Origin of the sequence: Pseudorhizobium endolithicum (assembly GCF_902153245.2) — a bacterium.
In the GTDB taxonomy this organism is placed as follows: Bacteria; Pseudomonadota; Alphaproteobacteria; order Rhizobiales; family Rhizobiaceae; genus Neorhizobium; species Neorhizobium endolithicum.
Map to the genome: position 1 here is coordinate 78,836 of NZ_CABFWF030000013.1, position 24,643 is coordinate 103,478.

A 24,643-nucleotide genomic window follows, 5' to 3' on the forward strand; every position below is an offset into this window, starting at 1 on the left:
TGCTGCTTATGCACGGCATCTTCTGCACAATTAAGGATGACTTCGGCACCTACGGACAGACCTCATCTATCGGTAGCTCCAACGAGGCAGTCGATACCCGTCGGCGCAGCCTACCTGCTCAAACAATCCGTTGAAGTCAGCGGCTTTAGTTATTCGTAGGATCTGGTGATGAGGAAGCGCTTGATCCGGATCTTTCGCTGCGGGAGCCGAATATTTCGGAAGGAGTTGTGCCATAGGAAGTCGTTCTGCCTGTCAATTGACCGACGCGACAGAAACAAAGAAAGCCGGGTGGGTTAGGGTTCTGACGGGTCTCCTCAAATTGTTTGTCCCCCCTGTGGCGGAAATCTGTGGCAAACGGAAGCCTAAGGATCAGTAGCGGCTTCTTGGCGGACGCATCAAGCGCATCGTTTTGAGGTTGGAAACGTGACCAGCCACTTCCAAAAGGCGGCAGCATTTGCTTCAGGGCCGCTAATTTCCGGGAGAAGGCACCTGATCGTGCACGGCACCAAGTCCAGCTAGAACTGGATTGTTGATCACCTCACTCCCGTGGTTCTGCGTTGCCATGCAATCGTATCCAAAAGGGGACACGGGTTCGATGAGGTAAGGAGCATACGAACCCGTGTCCCAATCCACCGGTTGGGTGCACGATCACGATAGAACAGCGAACCAGACCCGCAGATTCGGCCAAAAGCAGTAAGCGGATCAGCCTTAGGGACTATCCGGACCTGGTGCGCTCGTAGCTCCGAAATAAAGAGGGATGGATCCCCCGGCAGGCTATAATATTTGCGCGTAAGTGCATCGTTCTCGTGCGGGTCATCCTTTGCCTGCGAAACCATTGATGTTCGGATGACATCTGCTGACAAGGTCCCATCGAACTGCAGCTTTCAGTTCCCTGACGTTATTCTCAGGCATCGATCCGCGCAGAACGTTTCCTACTGCAGGTTTTCAGGTACGCCTCCGCGCGTGCGTGGGGCGCATGTCGTCTCGATCAAGAGGCTGCACCAGACACGAACGACGCGGATATTGGTTCCTCCCCCTTGCTCAACGACATCTAGCGCAACAGCGAGGTATGTGGACCACTGCGAAGACGCGGCCCGGCGACGTTATGAGAAGCGCCTATTGTCTCAGCTCGAGCAGGATAGAAGATCAGGATGGTAAGGATCGTCAGAAAGGACGACTTCTTGCACATACGGGCTAGACTCGATCAGTCGGTCTACTTCTTTCGCGCAACTGGCGGCATCCCATCTAATTTAATAGCCTCTTGGTCGTCTGCTCGGCGACGAAGGCTTTGCCGCTACCTAAGAAGCAACCACCGCCTAAGGAGCTATCAGGGGCGAGAGCGGGGCGCAGTGAAAGGCTGAGTCGCTGCCAACAGTGTCGTTCATGACCACTGGTGTGTTGATCAGATTTTCGAATTCGAAGTCCAAGAGGAAGCGAAAGATGTCGAAAGTTGATACGCATGGGCGCCTGCTCCTGCCCATGCCGAATAGAACGCCGCAAGAGGGTTGGGGCTACGTCACATCAGAGACGGGTGATCCTGAAGCGATCTTTGCAACTCAGGTTGATGCGCGCGCTTGGGCAGGTCTCCTAAATGATCCCGGTTCGAAGATCATTCGAGTGATCATCAGAGGAGACTACATCCAGGAAGTTCAGCCGCCGGATTGACGCTGTAGCGCCTAAACAGGCAATCGCTTCTTATCCTGCCGCTGGTGTGCGCGACCCTAACAGTGCCCGGAAGGGGGTGGACCAGTTGTTCACCTGTTTCTAGCCCTTGTACCGAATAGCCTGGACCAGCGAAGAGACGAAGGATCGGAATAGGTGCGGGGGGATCGTGCATGCCCATGACTGATTCACCGTCGCTGAAAAAACTACGAAGATGTCTACTCCAGCCAGCGGCGGCTATCCCAACATGTGATCCGAATTTCTGACAGGGAGATCGGGATTTTCTATCGGAACTTGCGACGCGCTGGCTTTTTCGCGAACGGTATGTTGTTTTTGACCGGGGATCATCGTGCACTAGAGCCCTACAGCAAGACGGAGTTCGACCGTTTCGGTGCTTCAGCTACCACACGTATACCTGCAGTAATAGCTATAGATTCGATTGATCTTCCTTCGGTCATAGAAGGCTCACTACCAGCAACGCGATCTAAAGGTTTCCCTGGAGGCTCTCGTCAGCGAAAGCTTCTGCCGAGACCGATTTGAAGGACCGTTCCTGGGTCCAGCACCAACTCCACCTGCCTGCATGTGGGCCGCCGCGTAGGTCGGACCATCGACGACCAAAAATTCACCTTCTACACCTCTTCTCCAACAGCGCCCGTAGCCCTATCCATCGGATACCCTCCTGTTCGATCTCCGTAGCCATTGGGATGAGGCTTCGCACGAACTTTAAGTGAGCTTGATCATCACCGCGTCCAGACGACAATGTCGGCCTCAACAGCTGTATGGAACATCCGATGAGGGTCATCTTCGTCAACCGCTACTTTTACCCAGATCAATCTGCGACGAGCAGGATGATCACATCCGTTGCATTCGCTCTTGTGGAGCGGGGCTATGATGTTCAGATCGTATGCAGTCGCGAGCTACACAATGACGCGAGTGACTGTCTTTCTGCCAGAGATACTATCTGTGGCGCGATGGTCTGGCGATTAGGGGCAACACGCTTTGGCAGGCACAATTTGCTAGGCCGAAGCATTGACTACTGTTCCTTCCACCTACTCGCCTTCATCTGGTTGTTTCGTCACACCCAACCATTGGACATTGTGATTGTTTGCACGGACCCACCAATGGTTTCGGTAACTGCCGCAATCCCCTTACGCATGAGGAAGGTGACTATGATCAACTGGATCATGGACCTCTTTCCCGAAACGGCGCTCGAGCTAGGCATGTTCCGTCGTTCGCAACGTCTCGGCAAGATGGCGGTTGCTCTCCGCAATTGGTCTTTGCAGACTGCAGGCGTTACCGTGTGCCCGACGCAGCGCATGCAGGAGTATTTGCAGCAAGCGGGCCTCCGTCATCCAATGAGGGTCATGCATCATTGGGCTGACGGTGCTCAGATTCAACCGGTCGACCCGGTTGATAACGATCTGCGGGCTCGGTGGGGTCTCGGGGACAAGTTTGTGGTGGGGTACTCAGGAAACTTCGGCCGAGCGCATGACTTCTCAACAATCATCGAGGCTGCCAAGCGGCTCAAGCACAGGAGTGACATCAAATTCCTGATGATCGGTGACGGTCATCAGTTGCCTTCTGTCGTAGAGGCGGCAAGAGCATTTTCGCTCGACAACATGATCTTCAAACCGCTGCAACCCGCCGAGCACTTGGCCGAAAGCCTCAGTGTCGCTGATGCCCATCTCGTTTCTCTCCTCCCGGACCTCGAATACTGCATCGTACCGAGCAAGTTCTATGGCATTCTTGCCGCCGGCAGGCCGACCATCTTCATCGGTGATGTAGATGGCGAGGTCCCTCGGGTTCTTGCTGAAACCGGATGCGGAAGAACGATTCCCATTGGCGCTGCTGACGCATTGGCAGCAACCATTGTTGAGCTTCAGGAAGATCGCGAGGCTCTTGTTACGATGGGTCGCGCTGCGCGGCAACTGCTGGTGTCCAGATATTCTAGAGAGAATGCGATCGATCGATGGGCAGCGTTGATGACGCAATTGGACACACCAATCACCACCACTCCCACCCTTGCCCAAAGGTCTTACTCATGAACCGGAACCGGAAGGTGGTCGTGAGCCAGCTTGGTGCGCGAATGCATTATGCAGTGCCTCGCATAATGGCGTCGGAAGGAGTCCTCGCCCATTTCTATACCGACATATGTGCAACTAAGGGATTGCCACGACTGCTGCGCGCGCTCCCATCGCAAACGCTTCCTCCAGCTCTTGAGCGATTGGCCGCTCGCCGGCCCATTGGGATACCTGCCGATCTAATTTCAGACTTTCCGCTTTTCGGCATGCTTTCAGCTTTCCGGCGTTTGCGTGGAAAGGACGTTCTTGATGAGACGCGGCACGCGGTGTGGGCAGGTTCTAGCTTCTCAAAGCTGGTAGCATCTCGCGGCTTCCGCGGCGCTTCAGGCCTATACGCCTTCAGCGGAGATGCGCTGGAGCAGCTTCGGGAAGCCAAGAAACAGCGATTGTGGACAGCCGTCGAGCAGATGATTGCACCTCGCGAAGTCGTTGAAGCGCTACACAATGGAGAGGTAGAGCGCTTTCCGGAATGGGCGGCGCAGTCGGAGAATCCTTTCGCTCAGGCCTTCATAGACCGGGAGAAGGCCGAGTGGGAGTTGGCTGACATCATCGTCTGTCCTTCCGAATTCGTGCGCAACCACGTCATGGCCTGCGGTGGGCCAGTAGACCGTTGCGTCGTCGTCCCCTACGGCGTCAACCAAGGCCATATTTATGATCGGTCGATCCGCGCGCCTGGACCATTAAGGGTATTGACGGTTGGCGAGGTAGGCCTTCGCAAAGGCTCTCCTTACGTGGTGAAGGCTGCTGAATTGGCCGGAGAGCTCGCGGTGTTCAGGATGGTGGGAGGCACAAAGGTGCCGCGGAGCGTGCAGGAGGAAATTGCGCAATGGGTTGAACTGAGAGGGGTCGTTCCTCGCTCCCAGATAACAGAAGAGTTCAGACGGGCAGATGTATTCCTGCTTCCTTCCATCTGCGAAGGATCCGCCACGGCCGTTTACGAAGCCCTCGCTGCCGGACTACCGGTGATCACGACTGAAAACACGGGGAGCGTGGTTCGGGATGGTGTTGACGGCTTTATCGTGCCTCCCCGGCAGCCAGATTCCATCGTGACCGGGCTGTTGCGACTTGCCGAGGACGACGGTCTGAGGCAGTGGATGTCGCACAATGCGGCAGAGCGCGCGAAAGAATACACGGTAGAGGCCTACGGTGACCGCCTCATCGCCGCTCTTGGCCTGTCCGGCGGCGCAACCACAGCCTTGCAAGTCGACGGAAAGCCCATTGGTGGATATGCTTTGGCCTAACCTCCTTCTCGCGTTACGATTACTGTTAGGTCCCGTCCCGCGGATAGCAATTATGCCGATACGGTGAGACTTCCTGTCTCAACAGCTTGGCGATGATCCCGGCCTTGGCACGATCTCAGTCGGCGTCATTGAGAGCATACACTGCTGCTGATTGAGGGCTGCGCGAGCCGACGGCCTTGGCAGGGTTGCCGACATACACAGTCCACGGCAAGAGTGGCTTTGCGGTGACGCCTCTTGCTCCCAAGACAGCGCCCTCTCCAACCACCACGCCTGGGCCCACAAAAGCCTCAGCCGCAATCCAAGCGTTTGCCTCGATTACTATCGGGCGGGTGGTGAGCGGGAAGCCGCTGTCTTGGATGTCGTGCGAGCCAGTACACAGGTGGGCGCGTTGAGAGACGGAGGCAAATTCGCAGATCGTGATCCTGTCCACATTGTAGCAGATCGTGGCCGGACCCAAAGAGGCATATCGCTCCATTGACAAATGCCCAGGCCACCACACGATTGCTTTGGAATGAACCATGGCCGTCGCGTGGATCTCTGCACCGAAAGAACGAAGCAGCATGTTGCGCCAGCGCCGAAAATGTGGCGGGGTCCAAGACGCGAAGAACTTCCACACGCACATCCAAGACAGACGCATGAGCCTTGAGCGCAAAGTCATTGTCGGTCCGCCAAACCGCGGCAGCGGCTTAGCGGCACATCTCGACGTAGGATCATCGTATCTCGAACGCACGGATCACCTCAGCTATTCAATTCTAGACTGGACGTAATGATGAGGCCGGCCGCCGGCGCGGCACGATGGCGCCGGTAAGAACCGGTGCGGCAAAAATCAACATATGCACCCAGACCATTAGGACCCAATCCGTCTGATGGGAGATTGCGTGCATGGCCGGAACGATTGAAAGTGAATAGACGAACTGAGCTGCGAATTCGCCGCGATTGGCTGTGATCCAAACTCCTCGCATCACATAGGCGAGGAGAAAGAACTTAAAGGCGCCAAAGTACCAGAAGGACTGAAAGGCATCAGCCATACCTGTCTCAGTTGTCCCCAAGACGGGGCTATAGTCGCGTGAGCCTGGTGGCTCATCTAACATCATTGACTGCTTGAAGTCGGCTCCGACGACTTGCGCCGGCACATAGCTGAAGATCAAGCTATTCCAATGAAACTTGCCATAGTCGAACTGCATCGTGTCTGTTGTGTGTTCGATGCGCCTGATGGCATTGCGCATCTCCTCTCCGCCCTGCTGCATAACCTCTTGGAAGTTTCCGATTACGTCGATCCTACGAACATCGTCCCAAATAGGTGCGTTATTGGCTTGAGTGATGGTGCGGTAGTCGCCCATGCTGTTCATCAAGAGCGTCCCAAGCAGGAGGCCGGCCACAGCCAGAACACGGGGGGCCGCGACCCCTCTGTAAAACCAAAGCGCGAGAGCGAAGATGATGAGCAGTTCTACTGCCTCGGCTCGCTTGCCCGTTACAATGATCCGATCGAGATAGAATATCAGGCCGAAGGCGAGAATCGACGCGCTCAGCCAGGATGGACGCCTCGCCGTGCAGAGCGCGGCAATCACCATGCCGTAGCTGAGCAGCCTAGAGAAGAAAATGTAGATGACCGGGACACCGCTCATTTGAACGCCGATCACCAGATCACCAGGTAATCGACTGAGCTTCAGGTAGAAATACGCCCCAGCGGCGGACAAGAGCGCAGCAGCGATGAGAAGCCTACTTTCGTCAAAGTCTATACGGAACACGAAAAATGGCGTCTTGCGGCGGCTCCAACCGTACCAAGACATAAACAGACACATTAACGTGAAGGTCGCTGTGCGGGCGAAGGCATGATCCGGAAGAAAGTCGTCCATCGCAACGCCCGGCAATTGCGGCAGGATAAATCCAAACGTGATAGCTCCTACCAGAAAGGGAAATTCATAGATGCGCCCTCGGGCCAACATGCCCGATCCAAGCAAAGCAACTGTAACAGCAAATACGCAGGCGACGAGGAAGACGTTCACGGCTCGCCTCCCATCGAAGACATAGCTTTCCGTTTGTCAGACAGGAGGGTGATGCTGCTACGTACCTGATAAACAAGGATCTTTAGGTATTCCTTGAACACGTAGAGCCCGTCGCTGCCACTGGCAAGATCCCACATAGAGCCGGACCTGTGGGTCGGAAGCGAAATCCAATCTATCTCAGGCATGACTGAACGAAATCGTTGCAAGGCCCGTCTGGAGTGAAACCAACTCGTCACCAATATCGCGCTACGCGCTCCCATGCGGGTTAAAAGAGGTTCCGCAAACTGCGCATTCTCCCAAGTCGAGGCAGATCGACATTCCAGAGATATCGTTTCAGGCCGGACTCCATCATCAATCAGGCGCTGCCTGATGTAGAGGCAATCCCCTCGCCCCACGACAAGCACCGATGCTGCCAATCCTGACGTCCATAACTTGGCTGCGTGTGCAGCTCGCCGTGGGCCGTCCCCCCCGAGCACGACGATAACCTCTGCATGTTTGGGTGCGCTCCTGGTCGTAAGCAAGGCATCAGCCCACAAGAGTGCACCACCATACAGGCAAGAACCCATGGCCAGGGCACAAGACACGAAAAGAGCTAGGCCTTTAGCGCGTCTTGTCACTAATGCAGATTCGATTCTCATGACTGTGCCCCGGGCGACCAGCACCTCAAACGGAAATCGCGCGTCATGCATCAACATCGGCACTGCCGCTCCTATCTAATGCACTGACGGCCGGTGGAATATTCACCACTTCGAGCCGCCTAGCTCGAAGACCTGTTCCAACGCCGGAACCCCTGAGTGGCCTCCTCAAACGACCAGTGGCCAGGAGCACAAAGACGGTATGGACCGCCATGATCGTGAGGAGCACCAAGGTCAGCAATTCATCAGCGACACGGAAGCGGATACCTGCATAGCCGATGGCGCCGCAGAATGCGGATATGAGCAGGATTGTCCATGTCGTGGATGCTGAGCTCATCCCATGGTCAATCAGCAGATGGTGAAGGTGCCAGCGATCTGCAGACATGGGGCTGCGGCTTGCGTGCAGCCTTCTGATGATCAAGCTCAACGTGTCGGTGATCGGTACGACCACGATGCAAAGCAGCGCAATGAATGACACTGGGCTCGAACCCGTTGCCAAGGCGAGTATGACATAGGCAATCGCCAGTCCAAGCGCCATGCTGCCTGCGTCACCTAAAAACACGCTGGCACGAATCCGCCATGGGCTACGCATATTAAAGACGAGGAAGCCGCAGATACAGATGAGCAGCGTCTCCATAGCTTCAGCAATCGCCATTGCGTCAGTGTGTGCTGCGACCAACAACAGCCAGACCAGCGCAACTGCCGCCGCTCCGCCTGCAAGCCCATCCACCCCATCCATCATGTTCCACGCGTTAACAAGTCCGACAATGAAAAGGGTCCCGACCAGCGAAATTAAGGGCAGGAGTCCAAACGCTGACTCGACGAAGGGTAGATCAAGTAGCAAGGGATCCACCGGGACCGAGGCAACCAGGAGAACGGCAACTGCAAGTTGGACAAAAAACCTGAACAACGCAGGCAGTGGCCGCCGATCGTCAGCCACACCTAGAACGGCTAGCGAGGTCAATGCAATCCAGAAAGCTGGAGCGAAATTTGTGGCACGATCAGTGAGGAACGTCGTCAACGCGAAAGCCGCGACAATGGCAATGCCACCACAAAGCGGAACTTGGCCTCTGTGCTGCTTTCTGATGCCGTCAGGTCTGTCTATTAGTTCCAGTTTTGCGCTGAGACGTCGCAGAACAAGAATGATTGAAACAACCAGACTGAAGGTGGCCAATGTGTGTATGATCAGCCATGCCATAGACTACCCCCAGAGACCGTGTGATTCCGCAGAAGCGTCAGTTACTCCCCAACAATCCTATGAGAAGTTCCTGCCCGAACCTATGTCTGCAAACGGAGCTCCCGCATCCTTCATAGGGAGAGGTAGCAGGTCGGATGACTACTCCTGCTAAGCCTTCTGAGCTGGGCTGCCTGGCAACAAGGTCATGACATCTCCAAGTACACAATGCGCTCGTCGCGCCGACCAAAGCCACCAGGCGGCTATGTCCGGCGCGAAAAAGACGGTCAGCTTCGGTACTGTACTTGTGGAGACTTTCAAATCCGCTCGCGCATCACGCGCAACCAGTTCTTGAGCGGAAGCGGGATATAGGTCCGAAGTCCCGGCCGAAGACCGGGCGGCAATCTCCAACTTTCCATCTCAAAGGGCGGCGCCAGCATTGGGCTGAAGAGCTTCAGAGTCTTTAGAACGTCGTGATAGCGCTGAGCCATCCCGTCAATGCTATAGTGCATGCTTACCGTCTCGCGCGCCGCTGCCGACATGCAATTTAATAGGTTCCGCTCTGAGTTAAGTTGGACGACCGCACGCGACGCGGCCGTGTAGTCCCCCACTGGAAAAAGCACGCCGTTCTGCCCCTCCCGCACAATAGTGTCGGTCACCCCTTTGATCTCAGAAACAACGGGAACGCAGCCCGCCGCCATCGCCTCGAGAAGCGTCATCGGAAAGCCTTCGAAGCGCGACGGCATGACCAGAACGTCGTGGGTGGCCATATAACCTGCCACATCCGTTCCGGGAACCGCTCCTTCGAAGACGACCCTGCTCTTGTATGGGACAAGCCGCCTTTGCAGCTTCCCCATGTCTGGACCATCTCCGACGATCGTCAGCTTGATAGTCTCAGGCAAGGCGTCGATGATCTCGCGCAACCAGAACACCCCTTTAGAGCTATCCTCAATGCGACCGACGAAAAGCAGCCTTAAAGGTGAAGACGTCGATCTCATCCTATGCGGCTGGTCTCGAAAGGTTGATAAATCGACGCCGTTAAAAATCGTATGCGTGCGCGCCTTTGGGAAGCCGTAATGGTCTACGAGATCCGTCCTTGCACGCTCTGCAACACATACCGTGGCATGCACGTGGTCGCGGATTGCCTTGGCCGCCGCATAGGTGCCAGGCGTGATGTTGTGAACCACCATCAGCCGAAGAATATTGTCGGGTAGGTAGCGAGCGATGTTTGTCTGAACCTGATCGCCAAGAACATTGATGATAATGCCGTCAAAGCCGTTATCCCTGATGGCCTCGGCAACTTGCTGTCCGCACTCCTCCCCGGAGGAGCCTGACTTCACTGCCACCAGAAGTCCAAACTCAGCTTCCTGCTTCATGGCGTTGGGCAAAGTGTAGTTCTGATCGCAGACCCCCAGCCACTGTAGATCAACATCGAAAGCTGCAAGACCAAGCCGCAGATTCTTGAACACCGTGTAGGTCCCACCGAAATGCGGAAGAACAAAATATGCGAGCTTCACCAGGACCTCCTTGAGATATTGATGCGCAGCAGTGCCAGCTGGGCTGCTTCGTCGCGCACCGCCACCTCCGAAGAGTGCAGCGATTTCGTCGCAGTTGTAGTCGTCATCTTGGCTGTCCGGATCCACCGATGGAAGGAGGTCACCAGGTCCGCGCCACCTTTAAGCCAAATCCGCTGCGAAAGGGGTACTTTGCGTAACATATCGGAAGCGAGCCAATTCAAGGCCCGCTACGGCCAGAGTATCCGTTTTGATCAAGCCGCTAGGGCAGGCATATTAACTGGCTACCGGACGATGGCCTGCTGCCAGCTCTGAATGCGCGTCGGTCCATTGTCCGGATCGTCGGATTATCGGCGCAAGACCGGATAGAGCTGCTGCGGACTTTCCATCCATTTCACCCAGTTCCGGCGGCATCTCGATAAGAAGCGTAAAGGCCGTGATCCTCGACACGCCGGGGATCGAGACGAGGATATCAAACCTGGCTTGGAGGTTTACGTCCTTGTCAGCGCCATGATCGCTTTGTCCACGGCCTTCATCTGGCACCTAATATGATTGAGCGGCTGATTTCATCGACGAGACTGCGACTTCCACGAAGATGGCCGTGTTGCCGGCAGAGCGCCCTTCGGCGAATGATGTCGGGCGGCCATTCCCCACGGGCAGTGGAAGACGGCGATATTTACCGCCGGCCTACGCTTGTCGGGCATGACCGCGCCGATGCTGCTCTACGACCCCATGAACGGCCCAGCCTTGCCCGCCTATGTTGAGCAGGTTCTCGCGCCTGAGCTTCGGCCCGGGAACATCGTTGTCATGGACAATCTTCCTGCCCGTAAGATCGGCAGCGCGCGCGAGGTCATTGAGAAAGCCGGAGCGCGGCCTTGTTCCTGCCGCCATATTCGCCAGACTTCAGTCCGATCGAGATCGCTTTCTTCAAGCTCCAGGCCCTCCTCAGGAACGCCGCCGCCAGAACCGTTGACGAACTCTGGTCAGTCGTCCTGACAGCCCCTCAGCATTCACAACGGAGAAATACCGCCACTATTCGAGCCAGAAGGATATGAAGCGAGTAAGTCGAATCCGTTTAGCTAGGAGGAGTATTAAGGACAAATTGTCCTATACATCAGCACAAACCTGCCCTTCAAAAATCGAATGCTGTACATCATACGCATACCTGTTACTCACCCAATGCACATCCTCTTTAATGCGGGGATGTATGATGACTGTCTGGCCTGCCGTATGTAATACTCAATCTAACCATATATTAATATCACGCTTTTGCTATTTTAGACTTAGCTATACTATCGAATCGAATCGCTTACGAATCTGTCTGTACGAATATTAAGAAACTGCTATAGTAGACCATCCTTAGGTTGCTGATCGCCGGCTAAGGAGGATAAGCAGTGTATAGGGCAGCTCACCTATTCGTGGATGTAATAGTATTACTTAGGCTGAACTGCACTTGTAGCATCTGGTAGAACCGCAAACATTTAGCACAATGCATAACTGCCATGACGGCAGAAGTATCAATTGTGCCGAAAATCGGGGGTCAATACATGTCGACAGCAGTATCCGACAGCTATGCGCATCGCGCCGCGCCTCTAGGTCCGTTCTCAGGCAATGTACCAAGTTGCGCCCCGCAAAAGCTTATCATCATCGATGAGCGCGCTTTAGAACGCGAATGTCTCGCAAAAAGCCTCGTTGCGCATGGTCTACAAATGGAAGTGGAAGCATATCAATCCATAGAAGCATGCCTGGATTTCGTAGACTTAGAAACGGACTCTATCGGCTTGCTGATTAACCTCGGCAGAGCAAGTTTATGCGACGACCGCTTAGGAAGCGGCGTCAAACGGATAATCCAAAGCCACTCAAGCGTACCGGTGATCATCTTGTCGGAGAATGGTGATCTCAAGGAGATGTTGAGCGCTTTCGAGCTGGGTGTGAAGGGATATCTTTCTTCATCCATGGGACTTTCGGTCTGCGTTGGCGCCATCTCACTAGCGCTGGTTGGAGGATCTTTCGTGTCAGCTGACAGTCTCGGCGACCTAAGAAGCCTCCTGACTACAGCGGAGGAACGGCAGCGAAAAAGGGCTGCACTCTTCACGGAACGTGAGGCGGAGGTCATCGACGCACTGACGCGCGGGAAACCGAATAAAATCATCGCCTACGAGCTCAATCTTAGGGAAAGTACGGTGAAGGTCCACATCCGGAGCATCATGAAGAAATTGAATGCGCGGAACCGGACAGAAGCAATCTTCAAAATGTCTGGCATCCTGAACTCGTAAGAGGGACGGCATAGCTTCTAAGACGACATTCTGCAGCTTGCGCTATAGTTCGTGGACACGGGACTAGCGCGTGCCTGAACATTGCCGAGGAGGCAAATCTGACTTGCACAGGTAAGGCCTTAGTGAGGGTTTATGTCACGGCCAAACCCGGGTGCTGTCGGCGATGCCCATTGCCGACGCCTTGCGCTGATTCCAGGCCCGCGCCGAACAGGAGCATTCGCCGTGATAAAGCTTGTTGAGGATTTTCAGAGGTCAAACAGTCTGCGCGAAAGAGCCAAAAGGAGCATTCCGGGTGGCGCTCACACCTATGCCAAGGGTGACGACCAGTACCCACTGCTGTCTCCCGGTTTCATCGAAAAGGGGTACGGCTCACATGTATGGGATGTCGATGGCAACGAGTATATCGAATTCGGCATGGGTAATCGCGCCGTCGGATTGGGGCACTGCTTTGCGCCTGTGGTGGATGCAGCGCGCCGGGCTCTGGATCAGGGCTGCAACTTCACTCGACCATCTAGGATAGAAGTGGAATGTGCCGAGGCTTTCTTGCGAACCGTCCCCCGCGCGGAGATGGTAAAGTTCTGTAAAAATGGTTCCGACGCTACATCCGCAGCGGTGCGGCTCGCCCGAGCGATTACGGGCCGCGATCTCGTGGCGCGCTGCGTCGACCACCCATTCTTTTCCACCGATGACTGGTTCATCGGCACAACTGAGATGAATGCAGGCATTCCTGAGGCGGTCAGAACTCTCACGGTCGGCTTTCGCTACAATGACCTAGAGAGCGTCGAAGCGCTATTGCGAGAGCACCCCGGCAAGATTGCTGCCTTCATATTGGAACCTTCCAGGGGGGATCCTCCTAAAGACGGTTTCCTCCTTAAGCTTCGTGATCTTTGCCATGACCATGGCGCTCTTTTCGTGCTCGACGAAATGATCACCGGCTTCCGCTGGGGCGTCGCCGGGGCCCAGGAAACTTTTGGCATTACGCCTGATCTATCTTGTTTTGGAAAAGCGCTTGGCAACGGCTTCGCGATCTCTGCACTATGTGGTAAGCGAGAATTTATGGAACGCGGGGGACTGACCCAAACGTCCCATCCCCGCGTCTTTCTTCTTTCAACCACGCATGGTGCCGAGACCCATGCCATGGCTGCCGCCATGGCAACAATGGCGATATATCGCACTGAGCCGGTTGTGGAACATCTGGTGCAGCAGGGCAATGCCTTGCGACATGCCATCAATGACAGCATCGCAAGCCATGGTCTTCATGGCCATTTCAAGGTCGGCGGCCATCCCGCGTGCCTGAGCTATGTGACGCTTGACAGTGATGGGCGCCCGTCACAGTTGTTCCGCACGCTCTTTTTGCAGGAGACCATCCGCCGCGGCCTGCTCGCACCGTCCCTTGTTGTCAGCTATAGCCATTCGGACGAGGATATCGCCAAGACGGCAGATGCCATCGACCAGGCACTGTTCGTCTACAGAAAGGCGCTTGAGGACGGAGTGGAAGGTTACCTAGTAGGCCCCCCCTCGGACGTAGTTTTCCGCGCCTACAACCAGCTGCGCCAGGAAACGGTTTATGGAGAGCAAAATATCGCCTACCAAAGTTCGCGCTAAACGAAAGGGGTAGGCCGCCTCGACTATGGCACCAAATGAACCATAGCTGACGCCATTTTCCTCAATACCCGCCGGACGTGAGCTTCGCTAAGTTGCATGTGTGTCACTTGGCGAATGAGGTCCAACCATGAAGGTACTTGTCACTGGAAACAGAGGTTATATCGGCTCCGTCATGGTTGCGCGACTGCAAGCGGCGGGGCATGAGGTTTGCGGCTACGATATCGACTTCTATGCCCGCTGCGGCTATCGTCCTGGAGGGACGATCCCGCAGGTTCCCACGCTTTATAAGGACATTCGTGACATCGAAGCGAATGATATGCGCGGGATCGACGCCGTCATCCATTTAGCGGCTTTGTCCAACGACCCTCTGAGCAACCTCAACCCGGAGATCACCTACCAGATCAACTACCACGGAAGCGTCCGTGCGGCCTCCGCTGCCAAAGAAGCAGGTGTGAAACGCTTCCTGTTTGCATCATCATGCAGTAATTACGGGGCCGCCGGCGACGGTATGGTCGATGAGACAGCCAAGCTCCAGCCGGTGTCTGCCTATGGCGTCTCCAAGGTGAAGGCAGAGCAGGAAATTTCAGGTTTGGCCGATGGTACCTTCTGCCCTGTCTATCTCCGCCCTGCTACCGCTTATGGACTGTCTCCCATGCTGCGGTTTGATATCGTCCTTAACAACCTCACCGCATGGGCCGTCACAAAAGGCCTGATCCTTCTAAAGTCCGACGGAAGCCCGTGGCGGCCGATCGTTCATATTGAAGATATTTCACGAGCCTTCATCGCGGCCCTGGAAGCACCAATAGACAGAGTTTTTAACCAAGCTTTCAATGTCGGCCAGAACGATCACAATTACCAAGTCCGTGACATCGCTGAGATTGTTGCCCAGACTGTTCCGGGATGCCGCCTGCAGTTCGCCAGCGACGCTAGCCCCGACACACGCTCCTATCGCGTCAACTTCAGCAAAATCCGCCGCATGCTTCCGGCTTTCCAACCAACATGGACCCCAGCCCGTGGCGCCGCCGAGCTTTATTCTGCCTACAAGAGTTCAGGTTTGACGCTGGAAGAATTCGAAGGTCCCCGCTACCTGCGCGTCGCTCAGTTGCAAAAGCTGATTGCCGAAAACGAACTCGACGTCAATCTGCGACGACCAGTCGTTGAAACTGCGCTGACAGCCTGAGAGGCGGTAACATATGAACGCCATCTATCCTGCCGACGAGGCGCACCGCTCGGGGGAGGCATTGAACTCGGGCGCGACCATATACGCTTTGGCTTCCCGCATCTTCCCCCTTTGCCGTAGCCTAACGGGGGAAGGCGTGCGCCATACACTGGATATCTTAGCGCAGTATATCGAACTCGAGCGCCACGAGGTTTCAACTGGGACAGCCGTTTTCGACTGGACAATCCCACCGGAATGGACGGTGGAGGACGCATTCATTAGGCATCCCTCTGGCTCCAAAGTCGTCGACTTTGTTAATTCAAATCTCCATCTCATGAGCTACAGCATCCCGGTCCAAAAGATCCTCAGCAAGAATGAACTCAAAGCACATGTCCACACGCTGCCGGAGCAACCAAATGTTGTTCCCTATAAGACAGCTTACTACACCGACACCTGGGGCATTTGCATGTCGCACAACGACTTTGAGAAGCTCGAAGACGTGGATTATGAAGTCGTCATCAAGACGAGCAAGCGGCCTGGACATCTTGTCTATGGAGAACATGTGCGGAAAGGCCGATCCGAAAAGGAAATTCTGCTCTATACACATATCTGTCATCCCTCGCTTGCCAATGACAATTGTTCGGGGATTGCGCTCCTCACTCATCTGGCAGCAACTCTGAAGGCGCGCGCGACCTACTACACCTACCGCTTCGTTTTCGCTCCCGGAACCATTGGCGCCCTGACCTGGCTCTCCCGCAATTATGATCGCGTTGGGGCCATCAGCGGTGGGCTTGTCGTCACCTGTGTCGGTGATGGTGGCGGTCCAAACTACAAGCGCAGCCGGAAAGGAACGGCCGTGATCGACCGCGCTGTTTCCTGCGTTCGATGCGGACCAGATGATACTATGCCGACGATCCACGAATTCACGCCTTACGGATACGACGAAAGACAGTTCTGTTCCCCCGGTTTCAACTTGCCAGTAGGACTGCTGCAGCGAAGCTCCTTCGGCACCTTCCCCGAATACCACACATCCGCAGACAATCTGGATTTCATCCGTCCAGAGCACCTCGGCGCCAGCTTCGACATGGTGTGCGATATAATCGAAGTCCTGGAAGGAAATTGGATACCGCTTAACCTGTCGCCCCTGGGTGAGCCCCGGTTGGGCAAATATGATCTTTATCCGCCCCTTGGCGGCCACAAAAGCAACAACACCAGGACCATGGCCTACCTGTGGATTCTGAATTTCGCAGACGGGTCCCATTCGCTTCTTGATATTGCGGAACGATCTTCATTGCCATTCTCGGAGATTTCCGCGGCCGCGGAAATCCTCCAGGATCGAGGTCTTGTTTCAAGCCTGGGCCGTTGCGAGATCTGAGTAGCACTTCATTAACGGCCAAGACAGATCCCGCTCGGAGATTACCGTTGGCGGTTCAGGCCACTCAATTCCGATGGCTGGATCGTCATATCTGATTCCTTTGCTACTGGACGGTTCGAAGGCGGCCGACATCATGTAGCGGACGGCGACATCATTGGTTAGCGCTTGAAAGCCATGCGCAAACCCCTGCGGTATATAAAATAGCGTACCATTTGCGCCCGACAGAACGACAGAGCGCCATTGCATGAAGGTTCTCGATTCTGGGCGCAAGTCCACCGCAACATCAAAAATCTCTCCTCGACAGCAGGAGACAATCTTCACTTCTGCATGGGGTGGCTCCTGATAATGCAGACCTCTTAACGTGAATCTCGAATGTGAAATCGACTCGCTATGCTGGACGTAACGCGTTTCGAGACCGCGTTTGGCATACTCATCAGAGCAAAACGTTCTTGCAAACGAACCCCGGCTATCCACAACCCGTTCTGGCTCAATAATCCAAAGCCCGTCGATATTGGTATTGATGAACCTCATCATTGCCTCCTGGCGCGTTCTAAACCTACCCGTAAGGGCCGCAGACCTTGAAGACGTCAAATCGATGTGCCGAGGCTAGTAAAGTACAACCTTCGCGACCAGAATCCACGCTTTGCATTGTCCTCTACACCTTTTGAATGATGATCGCGCCCTGAAGATCTCTCGCCTAGCATTGCCTGCACGCTTAGGATTCGATCAATCAATCAAAGTAGCGGGGGGTTCAGATGAACAATCAGGCGGGATTAGCGACAGCAGGTCGGGACGTGCAGCATGTCAGATTGTGCCGCTTTTGTAGCGCACCGCTCAAATTTACGTTCATTAATCTCGGGATGTCCCCACTGTGTGAGAGTTTTGTGCCTGCTTCGGCGGAAAATGAAATGGAACCGTTCTTTCCGCTGCACGCATTTGTCTGCAGCGAGTGCTACCTCGTCCAATTGCAGGAGTATGTCAGCCCTGAAAGCATCTTCGAGGAATATGCCTATTTCTCATCCTATTCGTCCAGCTGGGTTGAGCATGCCAGACGCTATTGTGAAGCGATGCGCGAAAGGTTCGACCTGGGGGAACACAGCTTCGTTGTCGAGCTTGCCAGCAATGATGGCTACTTGTTGCAGCACTTTCTAACCAGCAAGATTCCGGTTTTGGGGATAGAGCCGGCGCTCAACGTAGCCGAAGTCGCCAAAGCCAGGGGGATCCCGACGCTAACGGAATTCTTCGGCAGGAAACTCGCTGAACAAATGCGAGAGAGTGACCGCCAGGCCGATCTAATTGTCGGCAACAACGTGCTCGCCCAGGTTCCCGATCTTAATGATTTCGTGTCCGGCCTGAGGATCCTGCTCAAGCCAAACGGAATTATCACTCTGGAATTTCCTCATATCGCCAAACTGATCGAAGAGAATCAATTCGACACCATCTATCACGAGCATTTTTCGTACTTCTCGCTACTTACCATCGAGAAAGTAGCGGCGCGACACGGTCTTAAGGTGTTCGATGTTGAAAGGCTCTCGACGCATGGGGGATCGCTGAGGGTTTATTTTGCCCATGATGACAATCCGATACCGCGTGACGCGCGTGTGGACCTCCTTGTTGAAGACGAGCGTCGGGCTCAACTGGATGATATTGCCACCTACATCAGCTTCGAGGATTCGGTGCGCCGTACAAAGCGCAATCTCCTCAAGTTTCTCATTGAGGCGAAGGACCAGGGCAAGACGATCTGCGCGTATGGCGCACCTGGCAAAGGCAACACCCTTCTCAATTATTGCGGCATCGGTACGGATTTCGTCGATTTTGCCGTTGACCGGAATCCATACAAGCACGGACGCCTGACGCCCGGCACGCGCATTCCCATCAAACCCGTGGCTGAACTGGAACGCGCCCGGCCCGACTATATCCTGATCCTGCCTTGGAACATTAGGGACGAGATCGTGCAGCAGATGGGTGTGATCAACGACTGGGGAGGCAAGTTCATTGTCCCCATCCCTGACGTCCGCGTCATAGATCCCAAGGAGGACCAATAGATGAAGGTCGTTTTGTTTTGCGGCGGCAGGGGCACCCGCATCCGGGAGTATTCTGAAAACATACCCAAACCACTCATACCACTGGGTGGCCAGCCGATTATGCGTCACGTCATGGAGTATTACGCAAGTTTTGGTCACCACGAGTTCGTTCTCTGCCTTGGCTACAAAGCGAACGCGATCAAGGACTTCTTCATAAACAGCCGTCCCGAGAGCTTTTCAGACTGTGTGGTTTCCGGTAGCGGCGGAGTGGAGATCCTCGGAGACATCCGCCGTGACTGGAGGGTTTCGCTGATCGATACCGGCATTTGGCGAAACATCGGGGAAAGACTCTGGGCTGTTCGCCATCATGTCCAAAATGAACGCATGTTCCTGGCGAACTATAGCGACGGCCTCACCGATGTGGATCTTACCGACATGGTCGCACAGTTCGAAGCAAGTGGAAAGCTGGCTTGTTTTCTAGCGGTGCGGCCACCGTTGACCTACCATCTTGCCGAGATCGAGCCGGATGGACGAGTCAGTAGGTTCAGATCCTCCGAAACCTCTGACATGTGGATCAATGGCGGCTATTTCCTGATGCGGCCTGCAATCTTCGACTATATGCGCGATGGGGAAGAACTCGTTCTCGAGCCATTTTCGAGACTGATCGCTGAAAATCAATTGCTGGCCTACAAGTATGACGGCTTCTGGCGATCGATGGACACCCTGAGGGACTGGCAGACACTTGAGGCGATGGTTGAGCGGGGAGACATGCCCTGGCTCAACTATGCAACCGACAATTCATCGAAGATCTCTGTCGCAGGGTAGATGTCCATGAGGAAGGTATCATTAGCCCGACCCGGAGAGCGCCTTTCCGTGCTGTGCCTCGGTGCCCATTCTGACGACATAGAGATAGGCGTCGGGGGTACAATCTTGAGCCTCATCTCAGCAGGCGTTGAACTGGATGTTTGCTGGTGCGTGTTGAGCGCCGACGGGGAACGGGGAATCGAGGCACGGAAATCTGCGGACGCTTTCCTTCATAAAGTTGCGTCATATTCTGTGGAACTTGGCGACTTCCGCGACAGCTATTTTCCGAGCCAAAGTACCCAGATCAAGCAATGGCTGCTGGCATTGCGTGAGCGCCTATCACCTGATGTTATCTTCACCCATACCCGTGAAGACGCCCATCAGGATCACCGAGAATTAAACCTCCTCACGACAAATGTCTTCCGCAATCACCTGGTCCTCGAATACGAGATCCCGAAATGGGATGGTGATATATGCCATCGCAACACTTATGTGCCGCTCAGCGAAGACGTGCTGAACACCAAGATTGACCTGCTACTAGAGCACTTCGGCACGCAGCGTTCGAAGGACTGGTTCGATGCTGACGCCTTTCAAGGGCTGGCACGGTTGAGGGGTATTGAGTGCAGGGCGCCAGCGCGCTTCGCGGAAGCATTTACGGTGAGAAAGATCATGTTGGCATGAACGCTGCCTGTTGAGCAGCAACACTTTCGGCAGGTCACACCCATCTTGGTACTTGCCGAAGGAGAAATCGGAGGGACGAACTTGGACAATGTCATTGTTTACACACCCCTTCAGCGGGAGGCAGCATCAACGATTGGTGATGATGTAGCGCAGGGGAGCGCTGACCGGCAACGTTTGGGAAGCGGATATGTCGCACTGATCGACCACAGGATCCTGGATCGGGAGTGTCTTGCACACAGCTTGAAGTATCACAAGATCGGATGGCCGGTGTTGACTTTCGCAACCTTGGAGGAATTGCGTGCTGCAGCACTCAAGGATGGTCCACCGACGGCGGTTCTCTTCAATACCGGAAACAGGTTCGTGAACCATCAGCACTTTTGCGCTGGAATTGAGGAGATGGTCGCAGCACTAGCTCCCGCTCCCGTCGTTGTTTTGTCAGAAGATCAAGCCATCAATACGGTGCTCGACGTTATCGGGCTTGGAGCTCGCGGATACATCCCGACCTCTAACAATATCGAAGTATGCGTTCAAGCCATCAGCCTTGCCATCGCCGGCGGTCGTTTTCTGCCAGCCAGCAGTGTTTTGGCGATGCGCGAGCTACCGAGCCTTGTCAGCGAAACAATGCCGGCTTTGCGATTTACAGAGAGACAAACGGCAGTCGCCGAAGCTCTCCGCTGCGGAAAGGCTAACAAGGTTATCGCCGCAGAACTCAATCTGTGTGAGAGCACGGTTAAAGTTCACATCCGCAACATAATGAAGAAGCTCGGAGCCACCAATCGCACTGAGGTCGCCTCCAAGATAGCCGAGGCTGCTCGCAAGGCGGATCGGCGAGCTCCGGCCGGCTCAAGGACCGGGCAGCCATGATCCACTCGTCTATGCAGTTATCAACTCCACAAAACAGTATCCCGAAACTATTCGCGATCGTTTGGGACCGAGTCCCTGTGCTGCTGGCATGCCTTCTTGCGAGCCTCTTCCTCACATCGATCGCCTATTTGTCTGCTCCCAGTCGGTACCGGTCCGAGGTCGTCCTTGCTCTTGATGCTCGCAAAGTTCAGGCACTGCCAACGGAATCTTCCGTGGTTTCGCCCCTGCCCCAGGAAAGCCCGGCGCTGCGGACGGAACTCGATATCATTGGATCGCGGGTCATGGCCCAACGGGTTTTCACGGATCTGCAGGAAAAGGGAATTATCATTGCGGGGCAGCAGTCGAAGTCAGCTAGAGTGGATGAAAGCGCCTCAAGCTCAGATGCTCCCATGCCCGAACTGTCTGAGCACGCTAAACGCGTGGTTGAGGATCTGGTCAATCATGTACGCGTGGTCAATGACGGGCGATCATATACCATCTACATCTCCTACGATGCTGGAAACCCTTCATACGCGGCCATGGTCGCCAATGCATTCGGCGAGGCATATATCGACTATCAAATGGACTTACAGCACACGGCCACCAGACGTGTAAGCGAGTGGTTAGCGGAGCGGCTGATCAGTTTGCGTGAGAAGCTTGAAGCCTCTGAGCGCGCTGTAACAGCATTTCGAGAAGAAGCAGGGCTTGCGGAGATCGGGGAGGTAACGCTGGAGGGACAGCAACTATCTGGTCTGAACACCGAATTCACGAACCTTCAAGCAAGAGCCGCAGCGGCCAAGGCTCGGCTTGAGACCGCCTTGGAGATACAGCGCGGCGGAGAAAGCTTGGGAATGATAGAGGTTCTATCGTCTCCTGCAATTCAGCAGTTGCGCAGCGAACAGGCGCGCATTGCTCGAGCCATAACGGAAATCAGCGAGAGCGGCGCGCGCAAGAACTCACAGCTCCCACAGCTGGAATCGCAGCTGGCTTCGCTAAAGAGGCAGATTGCCGCCGAGATTTCGCAGGTCGTCGACAGCCTGCGTAACGAAATAGCCGTCAATGCAAAACAGCAAGAGCAGATGGTCATAAAGCTTAAAGAGCTTCAAGATGCGATCGCCGCCAATGGTCAGAAAACCGTAAAGCTCCGGCAGCTTGAGCGTGAGGCGGCAGCTAACCGCACGATTTACGAAGCCTATCTTGGTCGCTACAAACAGACTGTCGAACAGGAAGGCATTGCGGCGCCGGAGGCTAGAATTATATCCAGGGCAATGCCGAGCAGTAAGCCTATTAGTCCCAACCCCGTCTTATGGGCAATCATGGCTTTGCTTGGTGGCACTATTGCAGGTGTTGGCGCAGCGCTTTTGCTGAGCTTGTCCAACCGGTCCGTGCGATCGATCTCTGTTTTGCAACAAAAGACGGGCCTACCTGTAATCGGCCGGATTCCTAAAGTTCCACCTGGCCGGCTGGGGAAAGAACGTCAGCCTTTTTCCGACAGTATGGCACTCTGCAGCGCCTTTTTGGATCTCCACGCCCATATTCGGCTGGAAGATAAGGCTCGCGTGATTGCAGTAACATCTTCGGTGGAGAGAGAGGGCAGATCTTTCATCACAGCAAATCTCGCCAAGTCCCTGGCACTTAGCGGCTTGCGCGTGATCGTCGTCGATGCCGACTTGCGAACGCCGTCCATGCACCGGGAGTTCGATCTCGCGCCTTCGCAAGATTTAGCCCGCGCCGTAGTGATTGAGGATACCACGCACGTTCCCATTCAGCGTGATCATCTTGCTGGCGTTGATGTGGTCCTCTCACAAACAAGTGTGACGTCGCGGGAGGCAATCTTAGGCACCAGGCGACTAGCCCCGCTGATCGCGGATCTACGGGACCGCTATGATCTTGTTCTTATCGATACGCCTGCTGCATCCGACGGCGTTAACATGACCCGCGTAGCGATGGTGGCCGACGCCGTGGTCTTGGTAACGCAGCAGGGCCGGGTGAATCCTGATATTCTGCAGAATGCGGTGATAACACTAAAGGTGAGTGGCAAACACATTGCCGGCATCATCCTGAATGGCATCGGCACCTTGAACGACGGGGCTCAATCGCGCCAGGAGATCTTTCTTGGTCTGCTTGGGCTTGCGAGGTTCTTTCGCCGCACCAAGCGTCCGATCCCCTCCCGTCCCCTCGTCGCAACAGCTGGAGGATGATTTACATGGAACCTCAAGTGCCTGGGCTCGACGCTCCCAGTCGAGGACGCCGGATTATCCAGATGTTCGCTATCCTGTCTGCTCTGTCACTAGAGTCGCCTGCCCTTTCTTCGCAGGAGGGGCAATACAAGATTGCGGTGGGCGACGTCCTAACGGTGACAGTCTATGGAGATTCTGGCCTTACAGGAACATTCCCGGTCGGCCCCGACGGCACCATCGGGTACCCCATCCTGGGAAACGTAGATGTGTTGGGCAAGAGTTTGGAGGCCGTCAGCGATCGAATAAGGGAGGATCTTTCTTCCCATATCGCAAATCTGGCGGTCGCCGTGGCGGTCAAGGAATATGCGCCCATCTTTATCGTGGGCGATGTCCAGAAGCCAGGTCGCTATGAATTTCGGCCCGGGATGATTGTGCTGGAGTTGTTCACGCTTGGCGGAGGTCTTCGCGAAACGACCGCGCTCACCGATGTCTCGGGACTACAACTGATTCAGGCGCAACAGGACTATGAGGATATGTCACTGCAATTGCTGAGCCAGGAGGTTCGTCGCGCCCGTCTAATGGCCGAACTCGGCGGAACCGAATTCAGCTACTCCCAAGCTGAGCTCGGGCTGGGAACGGATCCAAACGCTGTTCAGAAGATCATCGACTCTGAGATGACCCTTTTCAGGCTCCGTCTGGCGAGGCTGGAGGAGGAAGTGCGCAATCTGGAGGCCCAGAAGCAGCATTATGTGGCCGAGATAGAAACGCTCGAGAAAAGCGGAGTGATGCGTCAGGAACAGTTCGACCTCCTCAGCAAGGACGTCGACGTATCACAAGAATTGGTCACCCGCGGTGCGGCCTCCCAGGCCGTTCTGAGGGAACGGAAGCGCGAACTTCTTGGCATGAACCAGCAATTGCTCGAGTTTGGCTCCTTCCTCGCACGCGCCCAACAGAACAGAAACGAGATTGACAGACGGATCTTGGAGTTACGTAGCACACGCAAGAGCGAGGCCGCGAACGAATTGACGGTGATCGACCTTGAGATCGTCAGGCTGCGTAGAAAAATGGCCTTTAGTGTTCAAGCCATGGCAGAGATCGGTGCGGCAGCACGACGGTTTTCGGCGCTCGACAACCTGATCAAGACCGAATTTTCCGTCGTTCGTCAAGTCAACGAGGAATATAAGGAGTTCAAGGTTGACGAACACACGAAGATCGCCGCCGGTGATGTTGTGCGCGTTCGCTTAACGCTGCCGGCGGGCACAACCGGATCCCCAGTGCCGACAGGGTCTGCAAGAGTCGGAGCGACCGACTGAAGCTAAAAGAGACTGAAGCTCAGTAGAACTACCCGCCAGATTGAGGACGACTGGAACAAGTCGAGGATCG

The 24,643-nt window shown here is 55.1% G+C and carries 20 protein-coding genes and 1 pseudogene; 14 read left to right on the plus strand and 7 right to left on the minus strand.

Annotated features, from left to right (window positions below):
- Window positions 1-1,440 precede the first annotated feature (1,440 nt).
- The 3 genes from RTCK_RS13535 to RTCK_RS13545 all read left to right on the plus strand — a co-directional run bounded on the left by RTCK_RS13535 (window position 1,441) and on the right by RTCK_RS13545 (window position 4,984).
- Window positions 1,441-1,665 carry a hypothetical protein gene (locus tag RTCK_RS13535; RefSeq protein ID WP_142593182.1) on the plus strand — a complete coding sequence of 75 codons (225 nt, stop codon included), beginning with the start codon at window positions 1,441-1,443 and terminating at the stop codon, window positions 1,663-1,665.
- Window positions 1,666-2,510: 845 nt separating this feature from the next.
- Entirely contained in the window at window positions 2,511-3,707 is a 1,197-nt protein-coding gene (locus RTCK_RS13540; RefSeq protein ID WP_235988706.1) for a glycosyltransferase family 4 protein, read from the plus strand.
- Complete coding sequence (locus RTCK_RS13545) at window positions 3,704-4,984, plus strand: glycosyltransferase family 4 protein (protein ID WP_142593184.1); 1,281 nt, start codon at window positions 3,704-3,706, stop codon at window positions 4,982-4,984. The genes RTCK_RS13540 and RTCK_RS13545 overlap by 4 nt, the downstream gene beginning before the upstream one ends.
- 115 nt (window positions 4,985-5,099) lie before the next feature.
- Here the strand turns inward: RTCK_RS13545 and RTCK_RS21240 are convergent, their stop codons facing one another.
- The 6 genes from RTCK_RS21240 to RTCK_RS20930 form a co-directional block, all read right to left on the minus strand.
- Window positions 5,100-5,714, minus strand: coding sequence for an LbetaH domain-containing protein (locus tag RTCK_RS21240; protein WP_142593185.1), 615 nt, complete (start codon window positions 5,712-5,714; stop codon window positions 5,100-5,102).
- A gap of 22 nt (window positions 5,715-5,736) precedes the next feature.
- Complete coding sequence (locus RTCK_RS13555; RefSeq protein WP_235988694.1) at window positions 5,737-6,990, minus strand: hypothetical protein; 1,254 nt, start codon at window positions 6,988-6,990, stop codon at window positions 5,737-5,739.
- Window positions 6,987-7,685, minus strand: coding sequence for a YdcF family protein (locus RTCK_RS13560; RefSeq protein ID WP_142593186.1), 699 nt, complete (start codon window positions 7,683-7,685; stop codon window positions 6,987-6,989). The genes RTCK_RS13555 and RTCK_RS13560 overlap by 4 nt, the downstream gene beginning before the upstream one ends.
- Window positions 7,672-8,823: an MraY family glycosyltransferase gene (locus tag RTCK_RS13565; protein ID WP_142593187.1), complete on the minus strand. Its 1,152-nt coding sequence runs from the start codon at window positions 8,821-8,823 to the stop codon at window positions 7,672-7,674. The genes RTCK_RS13560 and RTCK_RS13565 overlap by 14 nt, the downstream gene beginning before the upstream one ends.
- A gap of 293 nt (window positions 8,824-9,116) precedes the next feature.
- Window positions 9,117-10,316, minus strand: coding sequence for a glycosyltransferase family 4 protein (locus RTCK_RS13570; protein ID WP_142593188.1), 1,200 nt, complete (start codon window positions 10,314-10,316; stop codon window positions 9,117-9,119).
- 273 nt (window positions 10,317-10,589) lie between these two features.
- Window positions 10,590-10,727, minus strand: coding sequence for a hypothetical protein (locus tag RTCK_RS20930; protein WP_235988708.1), 138 nt, complete (start codon window positions 10,725-10,727; stop codon window positions 10,590-10,592).
- A gap of 151 nt (window positions 10,728-10,878) precedes the next feature.
- Here RTCK_RS20930 and RTCK_RS13580 point away from each other — a divergent pair.
- The 5 genes and pseudogenes from RTCK_RS13580 to RTCK_RS13600 form a co-directional block, all read left to right on the plus strand.
- Window positions 10,879-11,305, plus strand: a pseudogene (locus tag RTCK_RS13580) (transposase); the annotation flags it as partial.
- Between the two features lie 555 nt (window positions 11,306-11,860).
- Window positions 11,861-12,589: a LuxR C-terminal-related transcriptional regulator gene (locus tag RTCK_RS13585; RefSeq protein ID WP_142593190.1), complete on the plus strand. Its 729-nt coding sequence runs from the start codon at window positions 11,861-11,863 to the stop codon at window positions 12,587-12,589.
- Between the two features lie 222 nt (window positions 12,590-12,811).
- Window positions 12,812-14,194 (plus strand): glutamate-1-semialdehyde 2,1-aminomutase, encoded by a 1,383-nt coding sequence (locus RTCK_RS13590; protein WP_408004543.1) that lies wholly within the window; start codon window positions 12,812-12,814, stop codon window positions 14,192-14,194.
- 127 nt (window positions 14,195-14,321) lie between these two features.
- Window positions 14,322-15,374, plus strand: a complete 1,053-nt coding sequence (locus RTCK_RS13595) for an NAD-dependent epimerase/dehydratase family protein (protein WP_142593192.1) — start codon at window positions 14,322-14,324, stop codon at window positions 15,372-15,374.
- Between the two features lie 13 nt (window positions 15,375-15,387).
- Window positions 15,388-16,728 (plus strand): DUF4910 domain-containing protein, encoded by a 1,341-nt coding sequence (locus RTCK_RS13600; protein WP_142593193.1) that lies wholly within the window; start codon window positions 15,388-15,390, stop codon window positions 16,726-16,728.
- Here the strand turns inward: RTCK_RS13600 and rfbC are convergent.
- A complete protein-coding gene (gene rfbC, locus RTCK_RS13605; RefSeq protein ID WP_142593194.1) occupies window positions 16,702-17,259 on the minus strand; it encodes a dTDP-4-dehydrorhamnose 3,5-epimerase in 558 nt (185 codons plus the stop codon). The genes RTCK_RS13600 and rfbC overlap by 27 nt on opposite strands.
- Window positions 17,260-17,483: 224 nt before the next feature.
- On the opposite strand from rfbC, the gene RTCK_RS13610 reads away from it, so the two are divergent.
- From RTCK_RS13610 to RTCK_RS13635, 6 genes are all read left to right on the plus strand, one after another.
- Window positions 17,484-18,773, plus strand: a complete 1,290-nt coding sequence (locus RTCK_RS13610) for a class I SAM-dependent methyltransferase (RefSeq protein WP_142593195.1) — start codon at window positions 17,484-17,486, stop codon at window positions 18,771-18,773.
- On the plus strand, window positions 18,774-19,577 hold the full coding sequence (locus tag RTCK_RS13615) for a sugar phosphate nucleotidyltransferase (protein WP_142593196.1): 804 nt from the start codon (window positions 18,774-18,776) through the stop codon (window positions 19,575-19,577).
- Between the two features lie 6 nt (window positions 19,578-19,583).
- Window positions 19,584-20,237: a PIG-L deacetylase family protein gene (locus RTCK_RS13620; RefSeq protein WP_142593197.1), complete on the plus strand. Its 654-nt coding sequence runs from the start codon at window positions 19,584-19,586 to the stop codon at window positions 20,235-20,237.
- An 81-nt stretch (window positions 20,238-20,318) separates the two neighbouring features.
- Window positions 20,319-21,101, plus strand: a complete 783-nt coding sequence (locus tag RTCK_RS13625; protein WP_235988695.1) for a response regulator transcription factor — start codon at window positions 20,319-20,321, stop codon at window positions 21,099-21,101.
- Between the two features lie 281 nt (window positions 21,102-21,382).
- On the plus strand, window positions 21,383-23,281 hold the full coding sequence (locus tag RTCK_RS13630) for a GumC family protein (protein WP_185928015.1): 1,899 nt from the start codon (window positions 21,383-21,385) through the stop codon (window positions 23,279-23,281).
- A gap of 62 nt (window positions 23,282-23,343) precedes the next feature.
- Window positions 23,344-24,573 carry a polysaccharide biosynthesis/export family protein gene (locus tag RTCK_RS13635; protein ID WP_142593199.1) on the plus strand — a complete coding sequence of 410 codons (1,230 nt, stop codon included), beginning with the start codon at window positions 23,344-23,346 and terminating at the stop codon, window positions 24,571-24,573.
- Window positions 24,574-24,643 lie beyond the last annotated feature (70 nt).